18 protein-coding genes, 9 tRNA genes and 1 pseudogene are annotated in these 18,825 nt (G+C 41.7%); 15 read left to right on the top strand and 13 right to left on the bottom strand.

Annotated elements, in window-relative coordinates; genetic code table 11:
• Window positions 1-90 precede the first annotated feature (90 nt).
• The 3 genes from ptsH to cysZ form a co-directional block, all read right to left on the bottom strand.
• On the bottom strand, window positions 91-348 hold the full coding sequence (ptsH, locus tag H8A87_RS01505) for a phosphocarrier protein Hpr (RefSeq protein WP_198688252.1): 258 nt from the start codon (window positions 346-348) through the stop codon (window positions 91-93).
• A gap of 444 nt (window positions 349-792) precedes the next feature.
• Complete coding sequence (gene cysK, locus H8A87_RS01500; RefSeq protein WP_198688251.1) at window positions 793-1,746, bottom strand: cysteine synthase A; 954 nt, start codon at window positions 1,744-1,746, stop codon at window positions 793-795.
• 224 nt (window positions 1,747-1,970) lie between these two features.
• Window positions 1,971-2,741, bottom strand: a complete 771-nt coding sequence (cysZ, locus tag H8A87_RS01495; protein WP_198688250.1) for a sulfate transporter CysZ — start codon at window positions 2,739-2,741, stop codon at window positions 1,971-1,973.
• Between the two features lie 220 nt (window positions 2,742-2,961).
• Between cysZ and zipA the strand changes: the two genes are divergently transcribed.
• From zipA to H8A87_RS01470, 5 genes and pseudogenes are all read left to right on the top strand, one after another.
• A complete protein-coding gene (zipA, locus tag H8A87_RS01490; protein WP_198688249.1) occupies window positions 2,962-3,879 on the top strand; it encodes a cell division protein ZipA in 918 nt (305 codons plus the stop codon).
• Window positions 3,880-3,940: 61 nt separating this feature from the next.
• On the top strand, window positions 3,941-5,959 hold the full coding sequence (gene ligA / locus H8A87_RS01485; protein WP_198688248.1) for an NAD-dependent DNA ligase LigA: 2,019 nt from the start codon (window positions 3,941-3,943) through the stop codon (window positions 5,957-5,959).
• 171 nt (window positions 5,960-6,130) lie between these two features.
• Window positions 6,131-7,321: a NupC/NupG family nucleoside CNT transporter gene (locus H8A87_RS01480; protein WP_198688247.1), complete on the top strand. Its 1,191-nt coding sequence runs from the start codon at window positions 6,131-6,133 to the stop codon at window positions 7,319-7,321.
• 111 nt (window positions 7,322-7,432) lie between these two features.
• Window positions 7,433-7,654, top strand: a complete 222-nt coding sequence (locus H8A87_RS01475; protein ID WP_198688246.1) for a DUF3820 family protein — start codon at window positions 7,433-7,435, stop codon at window positions 7,652-7,654.
• Window positions 7,655-7,695: 41 nt separating this feature from the next.
• Window positions 7,696-7,899: pseudogene (locus H8A87_RS01470) on the top strand (SDR family oxidoreductase); the annotation flags it as partial.
• A gap of 78 nt (window positions 7,900-7,977) precedes the next feature.
• Here H8A87_RS01470 and H8A87_RS01465 read toward each other — a convergent pair.
• The 4 genes from H8A87_RS01465 to gltX all read right to left on the bottom strand — a co-directional run bounded on the left by H8A87_RS01465 (window position 7,978) and on the right by gltX (window position 10,715).
• Window positions 7,978-8,406: an MATE family efflux transporter gene (locus H8A87_RS01465; RefSeq protein WP_332460319.1), complete on the bottom strand. Its 429-nt coding sequence runs from the start codon at window positions 8,404-8,406 to the stop codon at window positions 7,978-7,980.
• 487 nt (window positions 8,407-8,893) lie between these two features.
• Window positions 8,894-8,969, bottom strand: a tRNA-Ala gene (locus H8A87_RS01460).
• A gap of 54 nt (window positions 8,970-9,023) precedes the next feature.
• Window positions 9,024-9,099 (bottom strand) — tRNA-Ala (locus H8A87_RS01455).
• A gap of 200 nt (window positions 9,100-9,299) precedes the next feature.
• Window positions 9,300-10,715, bottom strand: coding sequence for a glutamate--tRNA ligase (gltX, locus tag H8A87_RS01450; RefSeq protein WP_198688244.1), 1,416 nt, complete (start codon window positions 10,713-10,715; stop codon window positions 9,300-9,302).
• 282 nt (window positions 10,716-10,997) lie between these two features.
• Between gltX and H8A87_RS01445 the strand changes: the two genes are divergently transcribed.
• From H8A87_RS01445 to H8A87_RS01415, 7 genes are all read left to right on the top strand, one after another.
• A tRNA-Val gene (locus tag H8A87_RS01445) sits at window positions 10,998-11,073 on the top strand.
• A 47-nt stretch (window positions 11,074-11,120) separates the two neighbouring features.
• Window positions 11,121-11,196, top strand: a tRNA-Val gene (locus H8A87_RS01440).
• A gap of 44 nt (window positions 11,197-11,240) precedes the next feature.
• Window positions 11,241-11,316, top strand: a tRNA-Val gene (locus H8A87_RS01435).
• A gap of 56 nt (window positions 11,317-11,372) precedes the next feature.
• Window positions 11,373-11,448 (top strand) — tRNA-Lys (locus H8A87_RS01430).
• 30 nt (window positions 11,449-11,478) lie between these two features.
• A tRNA-Lys gene (locus H8A87_RS01425) sits at window positions 11,479-11,554 on the top strand.
• 30 nt (window positions 11,555-11,584) lie between these two features.
• A tRNA-Lys gene (locus tag H8A87_RS01420) sits at window positions 11,585-11,660 on the top strand.
• 22 nt (window positions 11,661-11,682) lie between these two features.
• Window positions 11,683-11,758, top strand: a tRNA-Val gene (locus H8A87_RS01415).
• A gap of 351 nt (window positions 11,759-12,109) precedes the next feature.
• Here H8A87_RS01415 and H8A87_RS01405 read toward each other — a convergent pair.
• From H8A87_RS01405 to H8A87_RS01380, 6 genes are all read right to left on the bottom strand, one after another.
• On the bottom strand, window positions 12,110-12,754 hold the full coding sequence (locus tag H8A87_RS01405) for an L-fuculose-phosphate aldolase (RefSeq protein ID WP_198688242.1): 645 nt from the start codon (window positions 12,752-12,754) through the stop codon (window positions 12,110-12,112).
• A gap of 27 nt (window positions 12,755-12,781) precedes the next feature.
• The gene (gene mtnA, locus H8A87_RS01400; RefSeq protein WP_198688241.1) at window positions 12,782-13,879 is read right to left on the bottom strand and encodes an S-methyl-5-thioribose-1-phosphate isomerase; all 1,098 of its coding nucleotides are present in this window, start codon (window positions 13,877-13,879) and stop codon (window positions 12,782-12,784) included.
• Window positions 13,880-13,888: 9 nt separating this feature from the next.
• Complete coding sequence (gene mtnK, locus H8A87_RS01395) at window positions 13,889-15,154, bottom strand: S-methyl-5-thioribose kinase (protein WP_198688240.1); 1,266 nt, start codon at window positions 15,152-15,154, stop codon at window positions 13,889-13,891.
• 156 nt (window positions 15,155-15,310) lie between these two features.
• Entirely contained in the window at window positions 15,311-15,682 is a 372-nt protein-coding gene (locus tag H8A87_RS01390) for a YkgJ family cysteine cluster protein (protein ID WP_198688239.1), read from the bottom strand.
• Between the two features lie 308 nt (window positions 15,683-15,990).
• Window positions 15,991-16,815, bottom strand: coding sequence for an isocitrate lyase/PEP mutase family protein (locus tag H8A87_RS01385; protein WP_198688238.1), 825 nt, complete (start codon window positions 16,813-16,815; stop codon window positions 15,991-15,993).
• 322 nt (window positions 16,816-17,137) lie between these two features.
• On the bottom strand, window positions 17,138-17,443 hold the full coding sequence (locus H8A87_RS01380; protein ID WP_198688237.1) for a glycosyltransferase family 9 protein: 306 nt from the start codon (window positions 17,441-17,443) through the stop codon (window positions 17,138-17,140).
• A gap of 173 nt (window positions 17,444-17,616) precedes the next feature.
• Between H8A87_RS01380 and H8A87_RS20280 the strand changes: the two genes are divergently transcribed.
• The 3 genes from H8A87_RS20280 to H8A87_RS01365 all read left to right on the top strand — a co-directional run bounded on the left by H8A87_RS20280 (window position 17,617) and on the right by H8A87_RS01365 (window position 18,759).
• Window positions 17,617-18,087: a phage antirepressor N-terminal domain-containing protein gene (locus H8A87_RS20280; protein WP_198688236.1), complete on the top strand. Its 471-nt coding sequence runs from the start codon at window positions 17,617-17,619 to the stop codon at window positions 18,085-18,087.
• A gap of 91 nt (window positions 18,088-18,178) precedes the next feature.
• Complete coding sequence (locus H8A87_RS01370; protein ID WP_198688235.1) at window positions 18,179-18,349, top strand: hypothetical protein; 171 nt, start codon at window positions 18,179-18,181, stop codon at window positions 18,347-18,349.
• Window positions 18,346-18,759: a type II toxin-antitoxin system death-on-curing family toxin gene (locus H8A87_RS01365; RefSeq protein ID WP_198688328.1), complete on the top strand. Its 414-nt coding sequence runs from the start codon at window positions 18,346-18,348 to the stop codon at window positions 18,757-18,759. Before H8A87_RS01370 ends, H8A87_RS01365 begins: the two co-directional genes overlap by 4 nt.
• Window positions 18,760-18,825 lie beyond the last annotated feature (66 nt).

The raw sequence follows: 18,825 nt of genomic DNA, 5'->3' as shown, positions 1-18,825 counted from the left end.
CGCCTTCAGGGGGGAGGCGCTAAATATCCCCAGATTTTATCGTCCTGGGGATGAACTGAATGAAATAGATTGGTTTGGTTAAGCGGATGATTATTCCAATTCACCCATCAGCTTAACTAAATGTTCAACAGCTTTTTGCTCATCTTCGCCTTCAGCAGCAATCGTTACGACTGTACCTTGAGTCAATCCCAGCGTTTGCAGCTTAAACAGGCTTTTTGCGCTGGCAGACTTGCCTCCAGAAGACAGGGTAATGTCAGAAGAAAAGCCTTTTGCTTCTTTGACGAATTGTGCAGCAGGACGAGTGTGGAGGCCGTTTGGTGCAGTAATAGTAACTTCTTGCTGGAACATAGTATTTCCTCAATAACTTAAATATTTGTTGATAAGCGAAGATAATTTCAAAGCTGGTGGAGTTGAATTTTCTTCGACTTGTACAACCGTTAAATTGATAATGAAAGAGGGTGTATGCCCTTCACCTTTCAAGTTGTTGTGCTGTTAACTGCAACCTGAAATCTATTGGGTGTTGTATATTAATCATTATCAAAAAATTAACACACTTGATGCATTCAATTGTTGACTTAGTGTTAATGCACACGATCAAGTAATGGCCGAATTGAACCACCTTTCAGGTGACTGTTTGGTGATTAATTTCGTGCATCAAAATAATTACTGGTTAAATACTAAAGCTACTTGAATAAATCATCTAGGAAAGCTTTAAACTTTGATCTGATGCACAAAAAAGCACCCTTAAGGTGCTTTTTTGTCAATGTAATGAAAAATGCCACAGAGTGATTTTTAATCATTGGTTAAATCAGCAAACAGCACTGTACTGAGATAACGTTCAGCCGAAGAAGGCAAAATAACCACGATATTTTTGTCTTTGTATTCATCTTCTTGTGATAATTTGACCGCAGCCGCAACAGCAGCACCTGAAGAAATACCTGAAAGAATGCCTTCTTTTTCAGTAACTTCACGCGCTATTTGAATAGCTTCTTCATTGCTGATTTTAAATACACGGTCAACTAATGTTAAATCTAAGTTATCAGGAATGAAACCAGCACCAATTCCCTGAATCTTATGTGGGCCTGGTTTAATTTCTTCACCTGCCAATTTTTGACTGATAACAGGTGAATCTTCTGGTTCTACTGCAACGATAGTGACTTGCTTGCCGCGAGTATTTTTCAAGTAACGCGCAACTCCGGTGATGGTGCCGCCAGTCCCCACACCAGCAACGAAAACATCTACATCACCATCGGTATCTTCCCAAATTTCAGGTCCAGTGGTTTTTTCATGAATTTCTGGGTTGGCTGGATTACTGAATTGTTGCAGGAGTACATAACGGTTAGGATCGCTGTCATGGATTTCGTTAGCTTTATCAATGGCACCTTTCATGCCTTTTGCGCCTTCCGTCAGCACCAGATTAGCCCCTAATGCTTTCAGTAGCTTACGGCGCTCAAGGCTCATGGTTTCTGGCATAGTCAATGTCAGCTTATAACCACGAGCTGCTGCAACATAGGCAAGTGCAATTCCAGTATTACCACTGGTCGGTTCAATAATTTCTTTATCTTTGGTCAAGATGCCGCGTTTCTCAGCATCCCAAATCATATTGGCACCAATGCGACATTTTACACTGAAGCTGGGGTTACGGGATTCTACCTTTGCCAAGATGCGGCCATTAGCGAAATTTTTTAGGCGTACTAGCGGAGTGTGACCAATAGTCAACGAATTGTCTTCATAAATTTTGCTCATTGTTCGATTGCCCTTAAAACACCGTTAAATACTAAATAACCATACGCTAACATCTTATTTATGGAAATAAGGTTTCAGTCTATTCTTATTATATAAAAGAATATTTGAGGGTCATTTTATATTACTTAGGTTATTTAAGATTGGTGTCACTGTTTAAATTCAAGCTCCTGATATATCGACAATTTATCAGGAGCTTGTTCTGTAAGTGAAGGATTGGCTTAGTTTTATGACGTGTGATTGAGGGCGTGTTGGGGGCGGTAGCGATCAACCCACATGGCGGTAGCCCCGCAGACTGCCACTGGCATAATGAACAGATTCACGATAGGGATCATGGTCAGTATGCTCACCGCTGCACCAAATTGAAGGTTGTCAATTTTGTCTTGTCGCAGGGTATTACGCATAGTGGAAAAACTCACTTTATGATTATCAAACGGATAATCACAATATTGGATTGCCAGCATCCACGCACTGAAAAGAAACCAAAGGATGGGCGCGACGGTTTGGCCGATCCCCGGAATAAAGTAAAGCAACAATAGGGCAAGCGCACGGGGAATGTAGTAAAGAATTTTCACGACTTCACGTTTCAGAATGCGGGGAGTATCTTTGAGTAAGTCGATAACACCAGTATCCGGTGCTGGGATGCCTGTCAGGTCGGCTTCCAGTTTTTCTGCCAGCAATCCATTGAATGGTGACGCGATAAAATTAGCCAGTATGCTGAAGAAATAGGTAAAAATCAGCAAGATGGAAATGACCGCAAGTGGCCAAATCAAATAGTTTAACCATTGCATCCAATTTGGTATTTTATCGAGGGTCCATTGTATCCAGCCATCCAGTTTCTGATATAGCCACCAAAATGAACCACCCAGCAATAAGATATTGGCCAGCAAAGGCAATAAAACAAATCTCTTAATGCCGGGACGGGTTATCAGTTTCCAACCTTGCGTAATATAATGAAATCCACCTAAACGTTTTCGCAACTTTGTCGAATTCGTCATATTTTCTTATTCTCTCCCAGATGATTGAGACGGTATGATATAGGCAGGATTTTCCACTGACTAGTAGTTTTGTGTGTAAAAAACATCCGAAAAAACAGAGGATATCTCTCTTTATGATAAGAAAAGTATGCAGAGACTTGCACTTGTCTTATTTGGCAAATACTCTTATCTAAAGAATATTCCGCCGTAGTGGCAATTAATTTAAACAACAGAGATAGCAATGATGCAGGATTTGCGTCTGATATTAATCGTTGTTGGTGCGATAGCCATAATAGCTTTGCTATTACATGGGTTGTGGACCAGCCGTAAAGAGCGTTCATCACTCTTTCGTGATCGCCCAGTTAAACGTCATAAACAGGAGCGTCAGGAAGAGCTGGGGGATAATGATGGCGATGAACTGTTTGATAATACTGCAAAATCGCATGTTCAGGAGTCGGTAAAACCGCATTCTGAATATCGTGCCGACCCAGTTATCGAACGCCGTTCGCCTGAGTCGTCAGTGGCATTGCCAGATGATGGTTCAGATCCTTTACTTGCAAGATATCAAACTGATGTACCAGCAGTGAAAGTGAGCATCGTCGATGAACAACAGGAAGAGCCGCAGCTTGGGTTATTTGATCCGGTTGAACCGAAAGGCGCAGAATCAGCCGATGGTGGTGTTGAAGGGCAGCCAAAGGCAGCGGAAAATGAAGCGTTGGCTGAAACTGAGCAAACCCCAAAAGAAACCGTGCTGGTACTGCATGTTGCTGCTCATCATGGGCAGGAACTGAATGGCGAAGTATTACTTCAAAGCATTTTACAGGCGGGTTTCCGGTTTGGTGACATGAATATCTTCCATCGTCACTTGAACCCATCGGGTAGTGGTGCTGTATTGTTCAGTTTGGCTAACATGGTAAAACCAGGCTCGTTTGATCCAGACCAAATGCCGGATTTCACTACCCCCGGAGTTTCCATGTTTATGCTTGTGCCTTCATATGGTGATTCCAATCAGAATTTTAAACTGATGTTGCAAGCGGCACAGCGCATTGCGGCCGATGTGGGAGGTGTAGTTCTGGATGGTGAGCGTAAGATGCTTACACCACAAATGATCGAACACTATAAGGCGCGTATCCGCAATACGCTCAACGTCTGCGAATAAATCTTCTTTTTAGTATCAAGCCCCCGCTAGTCGGGGGTTTTTTCATCTCTGGTGAGAAGTCATGAAAAATATTATCGAAAAAATCAACAAACTAAGAACAACATTGCGTCATCATGAATATTTGTATCATGTTATGGATGCGCCAGAGATCCCTGATGCAGAATATGATCGCTCGATGCGGGAATTAAAAGCGCTGGAAGAACAGCATCCAGCGCTGATTACGGACGATTCTCCCACACAACGTGTTGGTGCAGCACCGTTGACTGCCTTTGAGCAGGTGCGCCATGAAATTCCTATGCTGTCTTTGGATAACGTATTTGATGAAGAGAGCTATCTGGCGTTTGATAAGCGTGTTCGTGATCGTCTGAAAGATAGCCGTGATTTGGTATTTTGCTGCGAACTAAAACTCGATGGCCTGGCTGTCAGCCTGCTGTATGAAAATGGCGAATTGGTGCAGGCGGCAACTCGTGGAGATGGAACTACGGGGGAAAACATTACTGCCAATGTCCGTACCATTCACGCCATTCCTTTGCGTTTGAAAGGTGAGAATATCCCTGCCCGTGTTGAAATCCGTGGTGAAGTGTTCATGAAACAGGCTGGGTTTGAAAAACTCAACGAAAAAGCACGTCGCACAGGTAACAAAATATTCGCCAATCCCCGCAATGCGGCAGCCGGATCATTGCGTCAGCTTGATCCACGCATTACTGCCAAACGTCCACTCACTTTTTATTGCTATGGTGTCGGTGTGCTGGAAGGTGGGGAATTGCCCGCAAGCCACTACGAACGCTTGATGCAGTTCAAACAGTGGGGATTACCCGTCAGTGATAAAGTGAGATTGGGTCAGGGGACTCAACAAGTAATGGATTTTTATCATGACATTGAGCAGCAACGTCCGACTCTGGGCTTTGATATTGATGGTGTTGTGGTCAAAGTCGACTCCCTGGAATTACAGGGAACACTGGGGTTTGTCGCCAGAGCCCCACGTTGGGCGACGGCTTTCAAATTTCCTGCTCAAGAGCAAATGACGATTGTACGTGACGTCGAATTTCAAGTAGGACGTACTGGCGCTATTACGCCGGTTGCGCGTTTGGAACCTGTATTAGTGGCTGGTGTGATAGTCAGTAATGCCACACTGCACAATGCAGATGAAATTGAACGTTTGGGCCTGCGTATCGGTGATACCGTGGTTATCCGTCGTGCTGGTGATGTTATCCCACAAGTCGTGGGAGTTGTTCATGAAAGCAGATCAGCAGAAAGCCAGGAAGTGATTTTCCCTGAACATTGCCCGGTTTGTGGCTCAGATATCGAACGAGTTGAAGGAGAAGCCGTAGCTCGTTGTACAGGAGGCTTGTTCTGCGGAGCACAGCGCAAAGAAGCGCTGAAGCATTTCGTTTCCCGCCGAGCGATGGATGTCGATGGCATGGGAGAAAAGATCATTGAGCAGCTCGTAGATAAAGAGTATGTCAAAACGCCCGCTGATCTTTTTCGTCTGACCGCGGGAATATTAACGGGTCTTGAGCGCATGGGGCCTAAATCTGCGCAAAATGCCATTAGTGCCTTGGAGAAATCCAAGAAAACGACTTTTGCCCGCTTTATTTATTCTTTGGGTATTCGTGAGGTCGGCGAAGCGACTGCCGTCAATTTGGTTTCACACTTTGGCACGTTGGAAAAACTGCGTGCAGCGGATACAGAGGCATTAATTGCGGTGCAAGATGTGGGAGGCGTTGTTGCCAGCCATGTCGTGAATTTCTTTAACGAACCGCATAATCAGGCTGTGATTGACGATTTGGTCGACAATATTGGTATCCATTGGGAATCAGCCGAACGCCCGGGTTTAGATGAGATTGATAGCCTATTTATCGGTAAGACTGTCGTATTGACAGGTTCATTAAGCCGTTTATCCAGAGATGAAGCTAAAGATAAACTGGCCGCTTTAGGTGCAAAAGTGACAGGAAGTGTGTCTAAGAAAACAGATCTGGTTATTGCGGGTGAAGCGGCGGGTTCCAAATTAGAGAAAGCCAATGAACTAGGAATTCCTGTTATTGATGAAGAGGAAATGATCCGTTTATTGGGCGAATAATACGCGTTTCTCTTCAAAGTGTACTTGGGGAAAGTGTGATCGGGCTTGCTAAACAGAAATTTGTAGCCATCTAAATAGTGGATTAATGTGATAATAATCAAAATATAATGTTACGTGTTACATGAAATGCAGTTATAAATTCGCACAGTATCATATTTGGAGTTCTTTTATATGTCTCATATTTTTCATTTCTTCCTTGCATTGGTTGTGATTGGCGGTCTAGCGATTTTTGCGAGCAATAACCGAAAAAATATTAGGATTCGCTATATTATTCAATTGCTTGTCATTGAGCTTGTTCTGGCATGGTTCTTCCTGAATTCTAATGCTGGCTTGGGAATTGTTAAAGGTTTTGACAGCCTATTCGTCCATTTGTTGTCTTATGCCGCAAAAGGCACCAGCTTTATCTTCGGTGGCATGATGGAAGCGAATTTGGCGTTCTTCTTCCTGAATGTATTGTGTCCTATCATCTTCATCTCTGCCTTGATTGGTATTTTGCAACACATCAAAGTGCTGCCGATTATTATCCGTGCGATAGGCACAGTGCTGTCCAAAGTCAACGGCATGGGCAAACTGGAGTCTTTCAATGCGGTTAGCTCCTTAGTTCTGGGACAATCAGAGAACTTCATTGCTTACAAAGATGTGCTGGGCAAAATGTCTGAGCGCCGGATGTACACGATGGCGGCGACGGCAATGTCTACGGTGTCCATGTCTATCGTGGGCGCTTACATGACGATGCTGGATGCGAAATACGTGGTAGCGGCGCTGATACTTAATATGTTCAGCACCTTTATCGTCCTATCGCTCATCAACCCTTACTCTATCGAGAGTGAAGAGGAAATTCAGATGAGCAATCTCCACGAAGGACAAAGTTTCTTTGAAATGCTGGGTGAATATATTCTGGCAGGTTTCAAAATCGCGTTGATTGTCTCCGCGATGCTGATTGGTTTTATCGCGTTGATCGCAGGTATCAACGCGGTTTTTGACATGATTTTTGGTATTTCCTTCCAAGAGTGTCTGGGATATGTGTTCTATCCGTTGGCATGGATCATTGGTATTCCAAGCGATGAAGCGCTGAAAGTGGGCAGTATCATGGCGACAAAGCTGGTTTCCAACGAATTTGTGGCGATGCAGAGCATGCAAGAAATCGCAGCTCAACTGAGTGAACGCTCAAAAGGCATTTTGTCAGTATTTTTGGTTTCTTTTGCTAACTTCTCATCCATTGGGATTGTTGCTGGTGCCATTAAGGGGCTAAATGAGAAACAAGGGAATACTGTTGCACGTTTTGGCCTGAAACTGCTGTTCGGTTCAACACTGGTAAGTTTCCTGTCCGCAGCGATTACAGGGCTGGTGATGAGTATTTAATCTCTCCCGGTAATTTGAACTTTAGAATGAACAAAAGTGGCATCTTGGCAGATGCCACTTTTTCCTTTATATAGGGTTATCTTTTTATTGCGAGTTAGAGAGGCTGACATCATGAATAAAGAAAATTTGCTGGAAATCGCTAACACCGCCATACCATTTGGTAAATATAAAGGGCGGATGTTGATTGATTTGCCGGAAGAATATTTACTTTGGTTTGCCCGCCAAGGGGCATTTCCGCAGGGTAAACTGGGTACATTAATGGAAATGACCCTTGCGATAAAAATTGAAGGTCTGGATTCGCTGGTCAAGCCGTTGAAAAATCCTAATCGCTAAAGAAAAGCTCACATTTTTCTGTCGTTGCCTCAGATGCTTTTGCAGTTGGGCCGGGTTATGTGGATACTCGGCACATGCAAACTCTACCCGCAGGCGTCCGGGAGTGGATGGCAAACCCCCATCCAATGAAGCGTATGGCAACCAGAGAAGAAGTGGCGAAAACCGTGGCATTTTTACTGTCAGATGAAAGTTCATTTACGACTGGCGCTTTTTATGCGATTGATGCCGGCTATACAGCACAATAAATACAAAGAGTAAGAACCTGTTCCACATCAAACTATCTGCGATCATAGACGCTTAATAGGATAGGCTCTTAGTATTATTTATTTTACTAATTTTTTAAATTTCACTCTCAATATCATCGAGAGTGTTATTGCATTTATGATTAAGCCAAAAACAAGACCATACCAAAAACTAATCAGCCCCATTCTCGTTGTGATGATATCTGTTAACCCCAATGTAAAGCCTAAAGGGATCCCAACAAACCAATAACCAAAAATAGGAGCGTAGAATACGATTTTGGTTTCATATAATCCTCGAAAAATACCTGACAATATGGCCTGAATAGCATCAAAAAAATGAAAAAGGCATAAAAATAGCACAATGCCAACAGCTGTATTTATCACAAAGATATCCTTTGTATACAAACTAATAATGAAATCAGCATGTAGATAGAAAATAGCACACAATATAAAGGATATTAATGAAACCGTTGCTGAGGCCACAATGCTAAAACGTAATGTTGATTGGATATCTTTCTTGGAATTTAATTAACTGATTTTTACTGTTGTAGCAGCGGAAAATCCACCGCTAACGGTAAACATTATGGCTGATATAATGAGCATGATATTATTTGCTGCGATGTGAACAGGGCCTAAAACACTGTAAAAAAGTCAGTGATGATAAAAGTAAATTGATTTTTTATTATAAATAGAGAAATGTTTTACTTACGTTGGGGGGACGTGTAACAAAATGCAATGCTGAAAAATCAATAAAGCTAACATTGATTATCATCATAAAGCAGCAATCAATGCAATTCTTCGATAGCATTTCTCAAAAAAATACCACCTATGTCAAATTTTTGACATGCCCACTTAATTTTCAAGTTGCATTTTGGTGGCAAGGGAACACGTGTTTCAGAAATAATCGGTTAGCCGTTATTCTGCAAAGAGTAAGAAACATCAAACAAGCACATAAGAAAAATCCCTGAAAACTTGCGTCTTCAGGGATTCAGAATTTTGGTGGAGCTAAGCGGGATCGAACCGCTGACCTCTTGCATGCCATGCAAGCGCTCTCCCAGCTGAGCTATAGCCCCACGAATGTGGTTCAGGTTTTGAATACCAAATACTGACTGGAAATAACAAGCATTTGGTGGAGCTAAGCGGGATCGAACCGCTGACCTCTTGCATGCCATGCAAGCGCTCTCCCAGCTGAGCTATAGCCCCAAATCAAAATCCTGTGGAACGGGGCGAATAATATGAAACCCAGAGAATTCTGTCAATGGATTCATTAATATTCCCTGTGTAAGCGCTGAAAAAGCCATCAATGACCCGTTTTGATAACAAAGAAAAAAGGCACTGTAATAAATTGAGTGCCTTTCTTATATTATGTCAGAAGATTATACGTCAGAAAATTAAATGATGATTTATTGCGCTTCGCGTTGAGCAATATAAGCCAGCGCCTTATCAATACGAGAAAGAGAACGTGCTTGGTTGATGGCATGAATCGTTACATCAACACTTGGTGATTGGCCAGCACCTGTTACAGCAACACGCAGTGGCATACCCACCTTACCCATACCAACTTCCAATTCGTCAGCCGTGGCCTGAATTGCATGATGGATATTTTCCGGAGTCCATTCAGTAATGGCCGCAAGCTTCGCACGAGCAACTTCCAATGGCTGGCGAGCGACAGGGCGCAAATGTTTCTTCGCGGCATCTGCATCAAACTCGGCAAATTCTTCATAGAAGTAATAGCAAGATTCCGCCATTTCTTTCAGGGTCTTGCAGCGCTCCCCTAGCAGTTTGATCAACTCAACCAGCTCTGGGCCAGTACGAGTATCGATACCTTGCTGTTCAATATGCCATGCTAAATGCACAGCAACTTTCTCTGCTGGCAGGGTATTGATGTAATGATGGTTCAACCATTGCAGCTTTTCAGTATTGAATGCACTGGCGGATTTGCTGATAGCATCAAGACCGAACAGTTTAGTCATTTCTTCAATGGTGAAAATTTCCTGATCGCCATGTGACCAACCCAGACGAACCAGATAGTTCAACAGCGCTTCTGGCAGATAGCCATCATCGCGGTACTGCATCACACTGACTGCACCGTGACGTTTGGACAATTTTTTACCATCGTCGCCGAGGATCATAGAAACGTGGGCATATTCTGGAACTGGTGCGCCGAGGGCTTTCAGGATATTGATCTGACGTGGAGTATTGTTGATATGGTCTTCACCACGAATTACGTGGGTGATTTCCATATCCCAGTCATCGATTACAACACAGAAGTTATAAGTGGGTGAGCCGTCGGTACGGCGAATGATCAAATCGTCCAGTTCCTGATTGCTGAATTCAATCGGGCCACGGATGCTGTCATTAAAAATGACGGAACCTTCCTGTGGATTGCGGAAACGCACAACATGTGGCTCATCGTGGCTGTGCTGACATGCATTATCACGGCATTGTCCGTCATAACGTGGCTTCTCGCCATTCGCCATCTGAGTTTCACGCAGTTGTTCCAAATGCTCTTTGGAACAATAGCAGCGGTAAGCTGTACCTTGTTTCAGCATTTCATCAATAACTTGGTTATAACGGTCGAAACGTTTGGTCTGATAATAAGGGCCTTCATCCCAATTCAGATTTAACCAGTTCATACCGTCCATAATTGCGTCGATAGCTTCTTGAGTGGAGCGCTCCAGATCGGTGTCTTCAATGCGAAGAACAAATTCACCTGTATTGTGGCGACTGTACAACCAGGAATAAAGAGCAGTACGCGCACCACCAACATGAAGATAGCCGGTAGGACTTGGTGCAAAACGGGTTTTAATTTTACTCATCAGGAATTGCCTTAATTACGTTTCTCTTTTTAGAGAGCGTTTTGGATGATTGACGTAACAATATTGAAATCACAATAGTGGGGGTTATTTTATCACTGCACTTCAATTCCTCAATGGCGTTAATAGTACGTTATTGAGAAAAGCCAAAATAGATTGGCTAAATGATACCCTAGCGTGATTATAATTGTTTCATTCTGTTTAATTTTACGACGAACGATTATTTTAGTAATAAAAAGCGTTGACTCACTTCGAACTATCCCTATAATGCGACTCCATCACGACGGGCGATTAGCTCAGTTGGTAGAGCATCTCCCTTACAAGGAGGGGGTCATCAGTTCGAATCTGGTATCGCCCACCATCTCTCTCGTAGTGATAGAAGTAGTGATAAAAAATGATTTTGTGATTGGGCGATTAGCTCAGTTGGTAGAGCATCTCCCTTACAAGGAGGGGGTCATCAGTTCGAATCTGGTATCGCCCACCAATCATGAATCAGTGGTATTGATGTCGTTATAGTCATCGTGAAGTGGGCGATTAGCTCAGTTGGTAGAGCATCTCCCTTACAAGGAGGGGGTCATCAGTTCGAATCTGGTATCGCCCACCACTTCATCAAGTTGTTTCGATAAGACTGTTTCGCAGTATCACATTGATATTTAGAATGGGTCGTTAGCTCAGTCGGTAGAGCAGTTGACTTTTAATCAATTGGTCGCAGGTTCGAATCCTGCACGACCCACCATTCAAATATCAAAATCAAAATTATCTAATTGGGTCGTTAGCTCAGTCGGTAGAGCAGTTGACTTTTAATCAATTGGTCGCAGGTTCGAATCCTGCACGACCCACCATTTAGATATAAAAATCAGAATTACCTAATCGGGTCGTTAGCTCAGTCGGTAGAGCAGTTGACTTTTAATCAATTGGTCGCAGGTTCGAATCCTGCACGACCCACCATTTAGGTATAAAAATACGAAGTGGGCGATTAGCTCAGTTGGTAGAGCATCTCCCTTACAAGGAGGGGGTCATCAGTTCGAATCTGGTATCGCCCACCACTTCATCCTAGTTTTTCTTCCCTCTAGTCATACTCTTCTAACAGCATCTTTATCTAGCGCCATTTTGTCTAGAATTATTCTTCCTATAATATTTCTAATTAATTAGTTGTCTTTTCTATTCCATTGGAAATAATGGCTTGAAGTGGATGAACGGATCTTTTTGGCTGGAGATGTGCATAATTTTGAGGCAACTCTGGGTGTGATTCGGAGAGGATATTTCTCTGATTTTATTATTGATGAAATTACTGCGGATTTTTTGTTATCAAATTGAACAGATAAGAACACATTATCCATAAGAAATCATTATCTGTAATAATAATAAAGTCATGCCCCTTATGTGAGGTTTTGTTGTTATTTCGTCTTTAATCCATAACTCTTGAATTTTTCCAGAACTCGCTGCATTTCTGTCTGGGAAAGTACAGGAACACTCTCCATAATCGGAAGCACTTTTAAGTAAAGTTTTGCCAGTATTTCAATCTCATTCGCCAGCCACAGGGCTTTTTCCAGATTCACTTCCATCGCAATCATGCCGTGATGCTGCATTAATAACGCCTTACTGTGCTTGATTTCTTCTTTTACACTGTCAGCCAGCTCGGGTGTTCCAAAGGTGGCATAGGGAATGCAGGGAACGTGATCAGTTCCCGTAACAGCAATCATATAGTGAATAGCGGGAATCGCATGATTGAGAATCGAAACCGCCGTTGAGTTAACGGCATGGTTATGCACAACGGCATTGAGCTCAGGACGAGCTTGATAACAGGACAGGTGAAAATGCCACTCGCTTGAAGGCACCTTATCAGCTTCATATTCACCTTCATTACTGACATACACGATTTGCTCAGGTGTCAGTTTTTCATAAGGTACGCCGCTGGGCGTAATCAGAAAACCGTTCTGGTAGCGAGCACTGATATTGCCTGATGTTCCTTGGTTCAATCCAAGCGCATTCATTTTGAGGCATGTTGCGATGATCTCTCGAGCGATTTGTTCTCTGTTCATTATATTTTCCTTGAGTGGCGACTACGACTACTGCCCGCACAAATCAGGGAAGAGCGTCCGTAATCCCTCCTCACTGGCATCGCAAATCCCGCGCTCTGTAATCAGCCCAGTGATAAATTCAGCCGGTGTGACATCAAAGGCATAATTTCCGCAGGATGTTTCTTGTGGTGCTGTATTGACCCAACTCCGTGTACCTTCAGGAGTAATGCCATACACATGGGATTGTTCTTCACCCGAACGCTGCTCGATGGGAATTTCTTTTACCCCATCCCAAACTGTAAAATCCAGTGTAGGTGATGGTAAGGCAACATAAAAAGGCACCTGATTGGCTTTGGCTGCCAATGCTTTGAGGTAAGTCCCGATTTTATTGCATACATCGCCCCGGGCTGTCGTCCGATCTGTGCCGACAATGCAGAGGTCTACTTTACCGTGCTGCATTAAATGCCCGCCTGCATTATCAGCAATCAAAGTATGTGGTACACCATGTGAACCCAATTCGAAAGCCGTTAACCCTCCTTGATTGCGTGGGCGGGTTTCATCAACCCAGACATGAACCTTAATTCCTGCATCGTGCGCCATATAAATGGGTGCCAACGCGGTTCCCCAATCAACCGTCGCGAGCCAGCCAGCATTACAGTGGGTGAGAATATTGACCACATCGCCCGCTGATTTGGTTGCTGCGATACGCTGTATAATTTTTAGCCCGTGCTCACCAATTTTGCGACACAACTCCACATCTTCATCTGCAATTTCATTGGCGATACGATAAGCGGCTGCTTCACGTAGCGAATATTCAATATTCTCTAATGCTCGATATGACCGATCCAATGCCCATTTTAAATTGATCGCGGTGGGGCGAGTTTTAACCAGAATATTGTAAGCCTGCCTTAGATTTTCATCGCTACTTTCCTGACGCATTGCCAGAGCCATACCATACGCGGTAACTGCACCAATCAAGGGTGCTCCCCGTACCCACATCTCTTGGATGGCTATTGCGGTATCTTGTATCGTACGCAGTTGAATAACCTGTATCTCAAAAGGGAGTTTGGTCTGATCGAAAATTTCGATGGTATGACCATCGTCAGCAAGCCAAACGGAGCGGTAATGAATGCCATTAATTTTCATATCAGCCTCTTAACACCGTGCGATATAGCGTCTAATTAGAGGAAAATTGGGGTAGTTTTCCCTATTTACAATCAATTCTCGTGCCAATTTCAGAGCGCTTTTTTCACAAATAGCGCGCTGGTTTTGATCTTCAATCTGTTTGAAATCGGCAACACCAGAAAAACCAATAATGCGGCGATTGATTTCGAGGCCAGCATAAACAAGTGTGTTTTTAAATAAGATGGATAAAAAGTCATCTTGTGCTGTTTTCAAGAACGATTTATCAAATGTACCTCGCTGATAAAGCGTGGTGGGATAGGCGTCGCCCACTTCTTTTTCATTCCATAACTGACGGAAATGATGTTCAAACACCGTCCAAGTTGTCTCTATTTGTTCAAAAAGCCATGTCTGGTAATCGGCACATTGTGCATTAGTTTCCCGTAGAGCGGGTTGAGCAAAATAGGCCATCAATAAATTGCCGATGTAGTTACCGATATCAAACGCCATTGGCCCCATGAAACTGAATTCTGGGTCAATCACTTTGGTGGAATTAGATGTTACCATAATGGAGCCGGAATGGAGATCACCATGTAGCAACGCTTGTGTTTGCGTCATAAACTGATATTTATATTGCATAGCCACTTGAATTAACGCTCGATCTTGCCAAATAGTGTAGACCTCATCGTCAAGTTGAGGGGAAGTCCAGTTATTCCTTTCCGCATTAAAATAGGGTTCAGTGAAAATCAGATCTTCAGTGATCTTGCAAAGCTCATGATTATTAGCAAAGCGGGCAATTAGATCTTTTTTCTCCTTGCTGGCCATCCCAATGTCTGAGGTATGGAATAATGTATTAGCGAGAAAAATCCCAACATCTTCCGCAAGATGAGTAAATTTTTCCCCAGCAATTACCTGCTTACGTAGGATAATATGCTGAGACAAATACTCCATAACAACGAGAGACATTTTCTCATCATAAAAATAGACATCAGGAACATATTCTCCGGCAATTTTATTCTCTTCAACCAGAGCATGATATTCAAAATGTGAACGAACAAGCGAAAGCTGCCATGACTCACCCACAGCTCTTACATAAGGTAAGGCTTGCTTCACGACAATCGTATTTTCCTTCCCAGAGACAATAAACACTAAGTTGAGATTTCCATCACCCACTTCCTGTATTTGCCAAGTTTCAGGGGCGCCCCCTAATGAAATTGTTATTGGTAAATTTTTAGCAAGATAGTGTGGTAACGATTCACAAGTTTGTGGGGTATACCCTGTAGGGACATGAGCAGACATTATTTTTCATCCTGATAATTTCATGAAGGAAAGTTCATAAACTGCACAGAGATAACTCATTCTACGGTAATGATTTTTTACATTTGTTAACTATAGATATGCAAAAGTAAGGTGTCTGTGATGGGACTAACGAAATTCCATTGAATGGAATTTCGGCTATGTTTTCGGTTTTGGTAGCGGGGGAAGACCGTGAGCAGCTCTGGCGCGATCACAGCTTTCATTGTAATCACCAGTTCCCCATGCTTGGGGAAATTCTCTGCAAGGGGAGGGCCTTTTGTCATAGATAGAGCAGGAGACTGACTGACCAATTTCACCGCATAAATTGATACATCGGGGGTGAGATTCATTTGTACCTTGCATGCAACGCATGAAATCATTTAATTTTTCCGTCATGGAGACGGGAACTGTTCCACCACCATCCTCGGCTTCTGCCCAGTAAAATGAAACGCGAAAATATGCACAACAAGCACCACAGCTTATACAGGGGTTATCCTGTAATTCAGATTGAGAAGTTAACGTTTGACTCATACCAGATGCCACTATCTGTGTTTAAGACATACACTCAGGTAAAATTACCTTATCCTCAAAAGCCCATTTTCTAATGGAAAGATGGCTTCTTTAAAAAGAGATTATGTTGCCAAATTATATTGTTATTCAAGATAAATTTATTTTTTTTGGAATGTGATTGAAATAATTAAATTATTATTTTTACTTCTACTGCATCAATTGAAAATAAGTTCAGTTAATTTTGTTTATAAACTATAACGATAATTATTATGTATTTTAATTATTTTTATGTTGCAGGATAAAATAATTATTTTCCTGCAACGTATTGATCATTTTTTCTGAGCTATTATGGAATTTAATTCCATATAACTAATTTTGGATTCACTATTGGGTTGTAATATACCTTCTCGTATAAAACCTTTCATACTAGCTTGCGTGATACCATAAGCTTGTTCAGCAAAGAAAGAGCCTCCAGAGATCCGTTTTACACCAGCAGAGAAAAACTTTTCTGCGCTGGGAGCATTAGTGCTAGCCATTACATTTAAAGGCCCATTAATATGGGAGCTAATTGTTTGGCATATTTTTAAGTCGATCAAACCGGGAATAAAAATACAATCTGCACCAGCAGCAAGATAGGAATTAGCACGGGAAATTAGATGATCAGGATCGCTACTTTCACCACGGAGCCACGAATCTATACGGGCATTGATAAATAAATTGTAATTCAACTTATTGGCAGCAGCACGTGCAGATGCTATGCGTTCAACTCCGCCTTCTATAGACATTGATTTGCCATTTTTGGCATCTTCAATATTAATACCAACACATTCGACAGAATAGAGATCTTGTACAAGGTGATCCATATTTTCACCAATACTCAACAAGCCATCTTCGATATCGGCAGAAACAGGAAGATTGGTACTGGTAGTAATCAAATCAAGCGCTTTAATGACGATTTTTCTATCAGCTAATTGATTATCGGGATAGCCCAAACTCCAAGATATTCCGGCACTGGTTGTTGCTATTGCTTTTGCACCGCTTTGTTCAGCCAGACGAGTACTCATAACATCCCATGAATTAACTAATATCAAACGACCTTCTTCATGTAGTTGGCGGAACATTTGAATTTTTTCATGCAGGTTTATTCTTGTCATATTTTTTCTCAAAATGGGTTTTATTTGGAGATATCTTTTGAACTTAACTGATATAATTAGTGCCAATGACATACATGTTTTTTGATAATGTCAAACTTATCATTACACTGGTTTTATTTACAGTCAATACATAGATTAATGAAAAGTTTAATTTTAATTTTAATTTTAATCTCTAAAGATATTATCAATTAATGGAATTGTTTTGATGTTGAAATGTTCATTCTTGAAATATTATTCTTTTTTTATCTTACTGAGTGATAACTATTCATTTAATGGTTTATATTTTATTTTTTGATATTTATATTATTTTTCATCTATAAAATTAATCGATTATCATATTCAATAGGCTAAATGACGATAGATATGAAAATACATTGGCTGATATCGCAATATCAAATCGCTTTCGACGGAATTTTAATGCGATTTTTAAAATGGATAGATATTTATTTCCTTTTGGGATGATATTGACATTTATATCAGCACACAAATAATGAGCAAGATCAACATTACCTGCATCGATAAATAGGCTAATTTCTGAATCTGGATATTTTTTCTGTAAATATTTTATTAATGGCAGAGTGCAGATAAAATCACCAAGCCCATTTCGGCGTAATATGGCTATTTTCATATGGGATTTTTAAAATAGGATAATTTTTATTGTTTATAATTTATTCAACTATAACTAAAAATAGAAGATAATGATATTGAGTTTTTGCCATTTGATAAAGATTGTATTTTTTACGCGAAACCAAGAGATGCTTGTTTTGCTTTTTAGGTGGGATTCGACTGGATGGCGTCCCCATGAGACTATTTATTGAGAACATGGGGTTAAATTGGGCATCACAATATACCAAGTTAAAACAAAGATTTAAGACCTGCGTTGTGAATATCACAATGCAGCTCCCCGGAGATAAACAACGTAGAGATGTTGTTTGCTTGGCTCTGCGTAAATTAGCTGGATGGCTACAAATGGTTAGTGTCAATAAAGTTAAGTCAGAAATTCGAGAGAAAGTTATTCACTACCAAGAGAAAAGCGACGACGTCCTTTACGAATACTGGACTACGGGTGAGGTTAAAAGGAAGACTCTGGTTAAGCCTCAGCCCCCACAATTCAGATACATCATCAAGATGGAAGTCTACGATAAGCATCTCAACAAGACAGAAGTCTTTACGGGTGGAACTGAGACGCCAGCGGGAATTATCGAGGGAGTAGCGAGGCAATATGGATATCACGTTGATAACATGATCTCATTGCCAATGAATGTGTTTTGATGCTAGGCCACGGACGGCTAATTTAGATGATTTTATAATCAACCAGTGCTAATATTGGGATAGATGATCATTAACACAGGATGGACTATATATGGAAAAAGTTAACGATATCCAAAAAGTAACGAGACAGTTTGATAATTCAAAACATGAGTCTACTAATGCAACTGGCTCTATCGAAACTCGTTCTGACGCATTTAGAAAAGCCTTGCTGCATACCCAGACTAAATATGCCGATATTATTAAGGCGCTGGAAGATAAATAATGGGTATTCAATTTCTTTCAACAGAAGAAGTTATTGAGATTCAGAGATCAACGCTTCCTAATAGTGGTGAGCCTAATATAAATAAACTTGAAGGGGCTTTATTTCGAGTTCAGATACTGAAAGATTATGAAGGATGCGAAGATGTTTTCAAATTTGCAGCTATGTATCTGATAGCGATAGCCAAATCGCACGCTTTTAATGATGCAAACAAGAGAACGGCTTTTCAGGCAACCAGTGTATTCTTGATACTTAACGGTTTTGAACTAAATGCGTCGTTCGAGTTAGTAAAATTAACAATACTGGCAGCTATCGGGGAAGCTGATTGTGATAATACAGCTTTCGCATTAAAGATTTTGTCTGATTACCGGAATGACCTTGTGGAAGGCACCGTTACTGGGTATGGCTCATAGCCATTACACTGTCTGAATATCAATAGTTGCCCAAACCCGCCCCGTGAACTGACCCCATAAAGTTGG

The sequence above is a fragment of the Xenorhabdus lircayensis genome (assembly GCF_016306625.1).
Classification (GTDB): domain Bacteria; phylum Pseudomonadota; class Gammaproteobacteria; order Enterobacterales; family Enterobacteriaceae; genus Xenorhabdus; species Xenorhabdus lircayensis.
Note: the sequence above shows the minus strand (reverse complement) of the source record. Positions and strands in the feature narration are given on the sequence as shown.

Bases quoted from the DNA above. Each gene is read 5' to 3' on its own strand.
- mtnK (WP_198688240.1), bottom strand. From the start codon at position 15,154: ATGTCTGCTCATGTCCCTACAGGGTATACCCCACAAACTTGTGAATCG.
- cysZ (WP_198688250.1), bottom strand. From the start codon at position 2,741: ATGACGAATTCGACAAAGTTGCGAAAACGTTTAGGTGGATTTCATTAT.
- H8A87_RS20280 (WP_198688236.1), top strand. From the start codon at position 17,617: ATGAGACTATTTATTGAGAACATGGGGTTAAATTGGGCATCACAATAT.
- gltX (WP_198688244.1), bottom strand. From the start codon at position 10,715: ATGAGTAAAATTAAAACCCGTTTTGCACCAAGTCCTACCGGCTATCTT.
- H8A87_RS01390 (WP_198688239.1), bottom strand. From the start codon at position 15,682: ATGAGTCAAACGTTAACTTCTCAATCTGAATTACAGGATAACCCCTGT.
- H8A87_RS01480 (WP_198688247.1), top strand. From the start codon at position 6,131: ATGTCTCATATTTTTCATTTCTTCCTTGCATTGGTTGTGATTGGCGGT.
- H8A87_RS01405 (WP_198688242.1), bottom strand. From the start codon at position 12,754: ATGAACAGAGAACAAATCGCTCGAGAGATCATCGCAACATGCCTCAAA.
- mtnA (WP_198688241.1), bottom strand. From the start codon at position 13,879: ATGAAAATTAATGGCATTCATTACCGCTCCGTTTGGCTTGCTGACGAT.
- ptsH (WP_198688252.1), bottom strand. From the start codon at position 348: ATGTTCCAGCAAGAAGTTACTATTACTGCACCAAACGGCCTCCACACT.
- H8A87_RS01475 (WP_198688246.1), top strand. From the start codon at position 7,433: ATGAATAAAGAAAATTTGCTGGAAATCGCTAACACCGCCATACCATTT.
- H8A87_RS01385 (WP_198688238.1), bottom strand. From the start codon at position 16,815: ATGACAAGAATAAACCTGCATGAAAAAATTCAAATGTTCCGCCAACTA.
- ligA (WP_198688248.1), top strand. From the start codon at position 3,941: ATGAAAAATATTATCGAAAAAATCAACAAACTAAGAACAACATTGCGT.
- H8A87_RS01380 (WP_198688237.1), bottom strand. From the start codon at position 17,443: ATGAAAATAGCCATATTACGCCGAAATGGGCTTGGTGATTTTATCTGC.
- H8A87_RS01370 (WP_198688235.1), top strand. From the start codon at position 18,179: ATGGAAAAAGTTAACGATATCCAAAAAGTAACGAGACAGTTTGATAAT.
- cysK (WP_198688251.1), bottom strand. From the start codon at position 1,746: ATGAGCAAAATTTATGAAGACAATTCGTTGACTATTGGTCACACTCCG.
- zipA (WP_198688249.1), top strand. From the start codon at position 2,962: ATGATGCAGGATTTGCGTCTGATATTAATCGTTGTTGGTGCGATAGCC.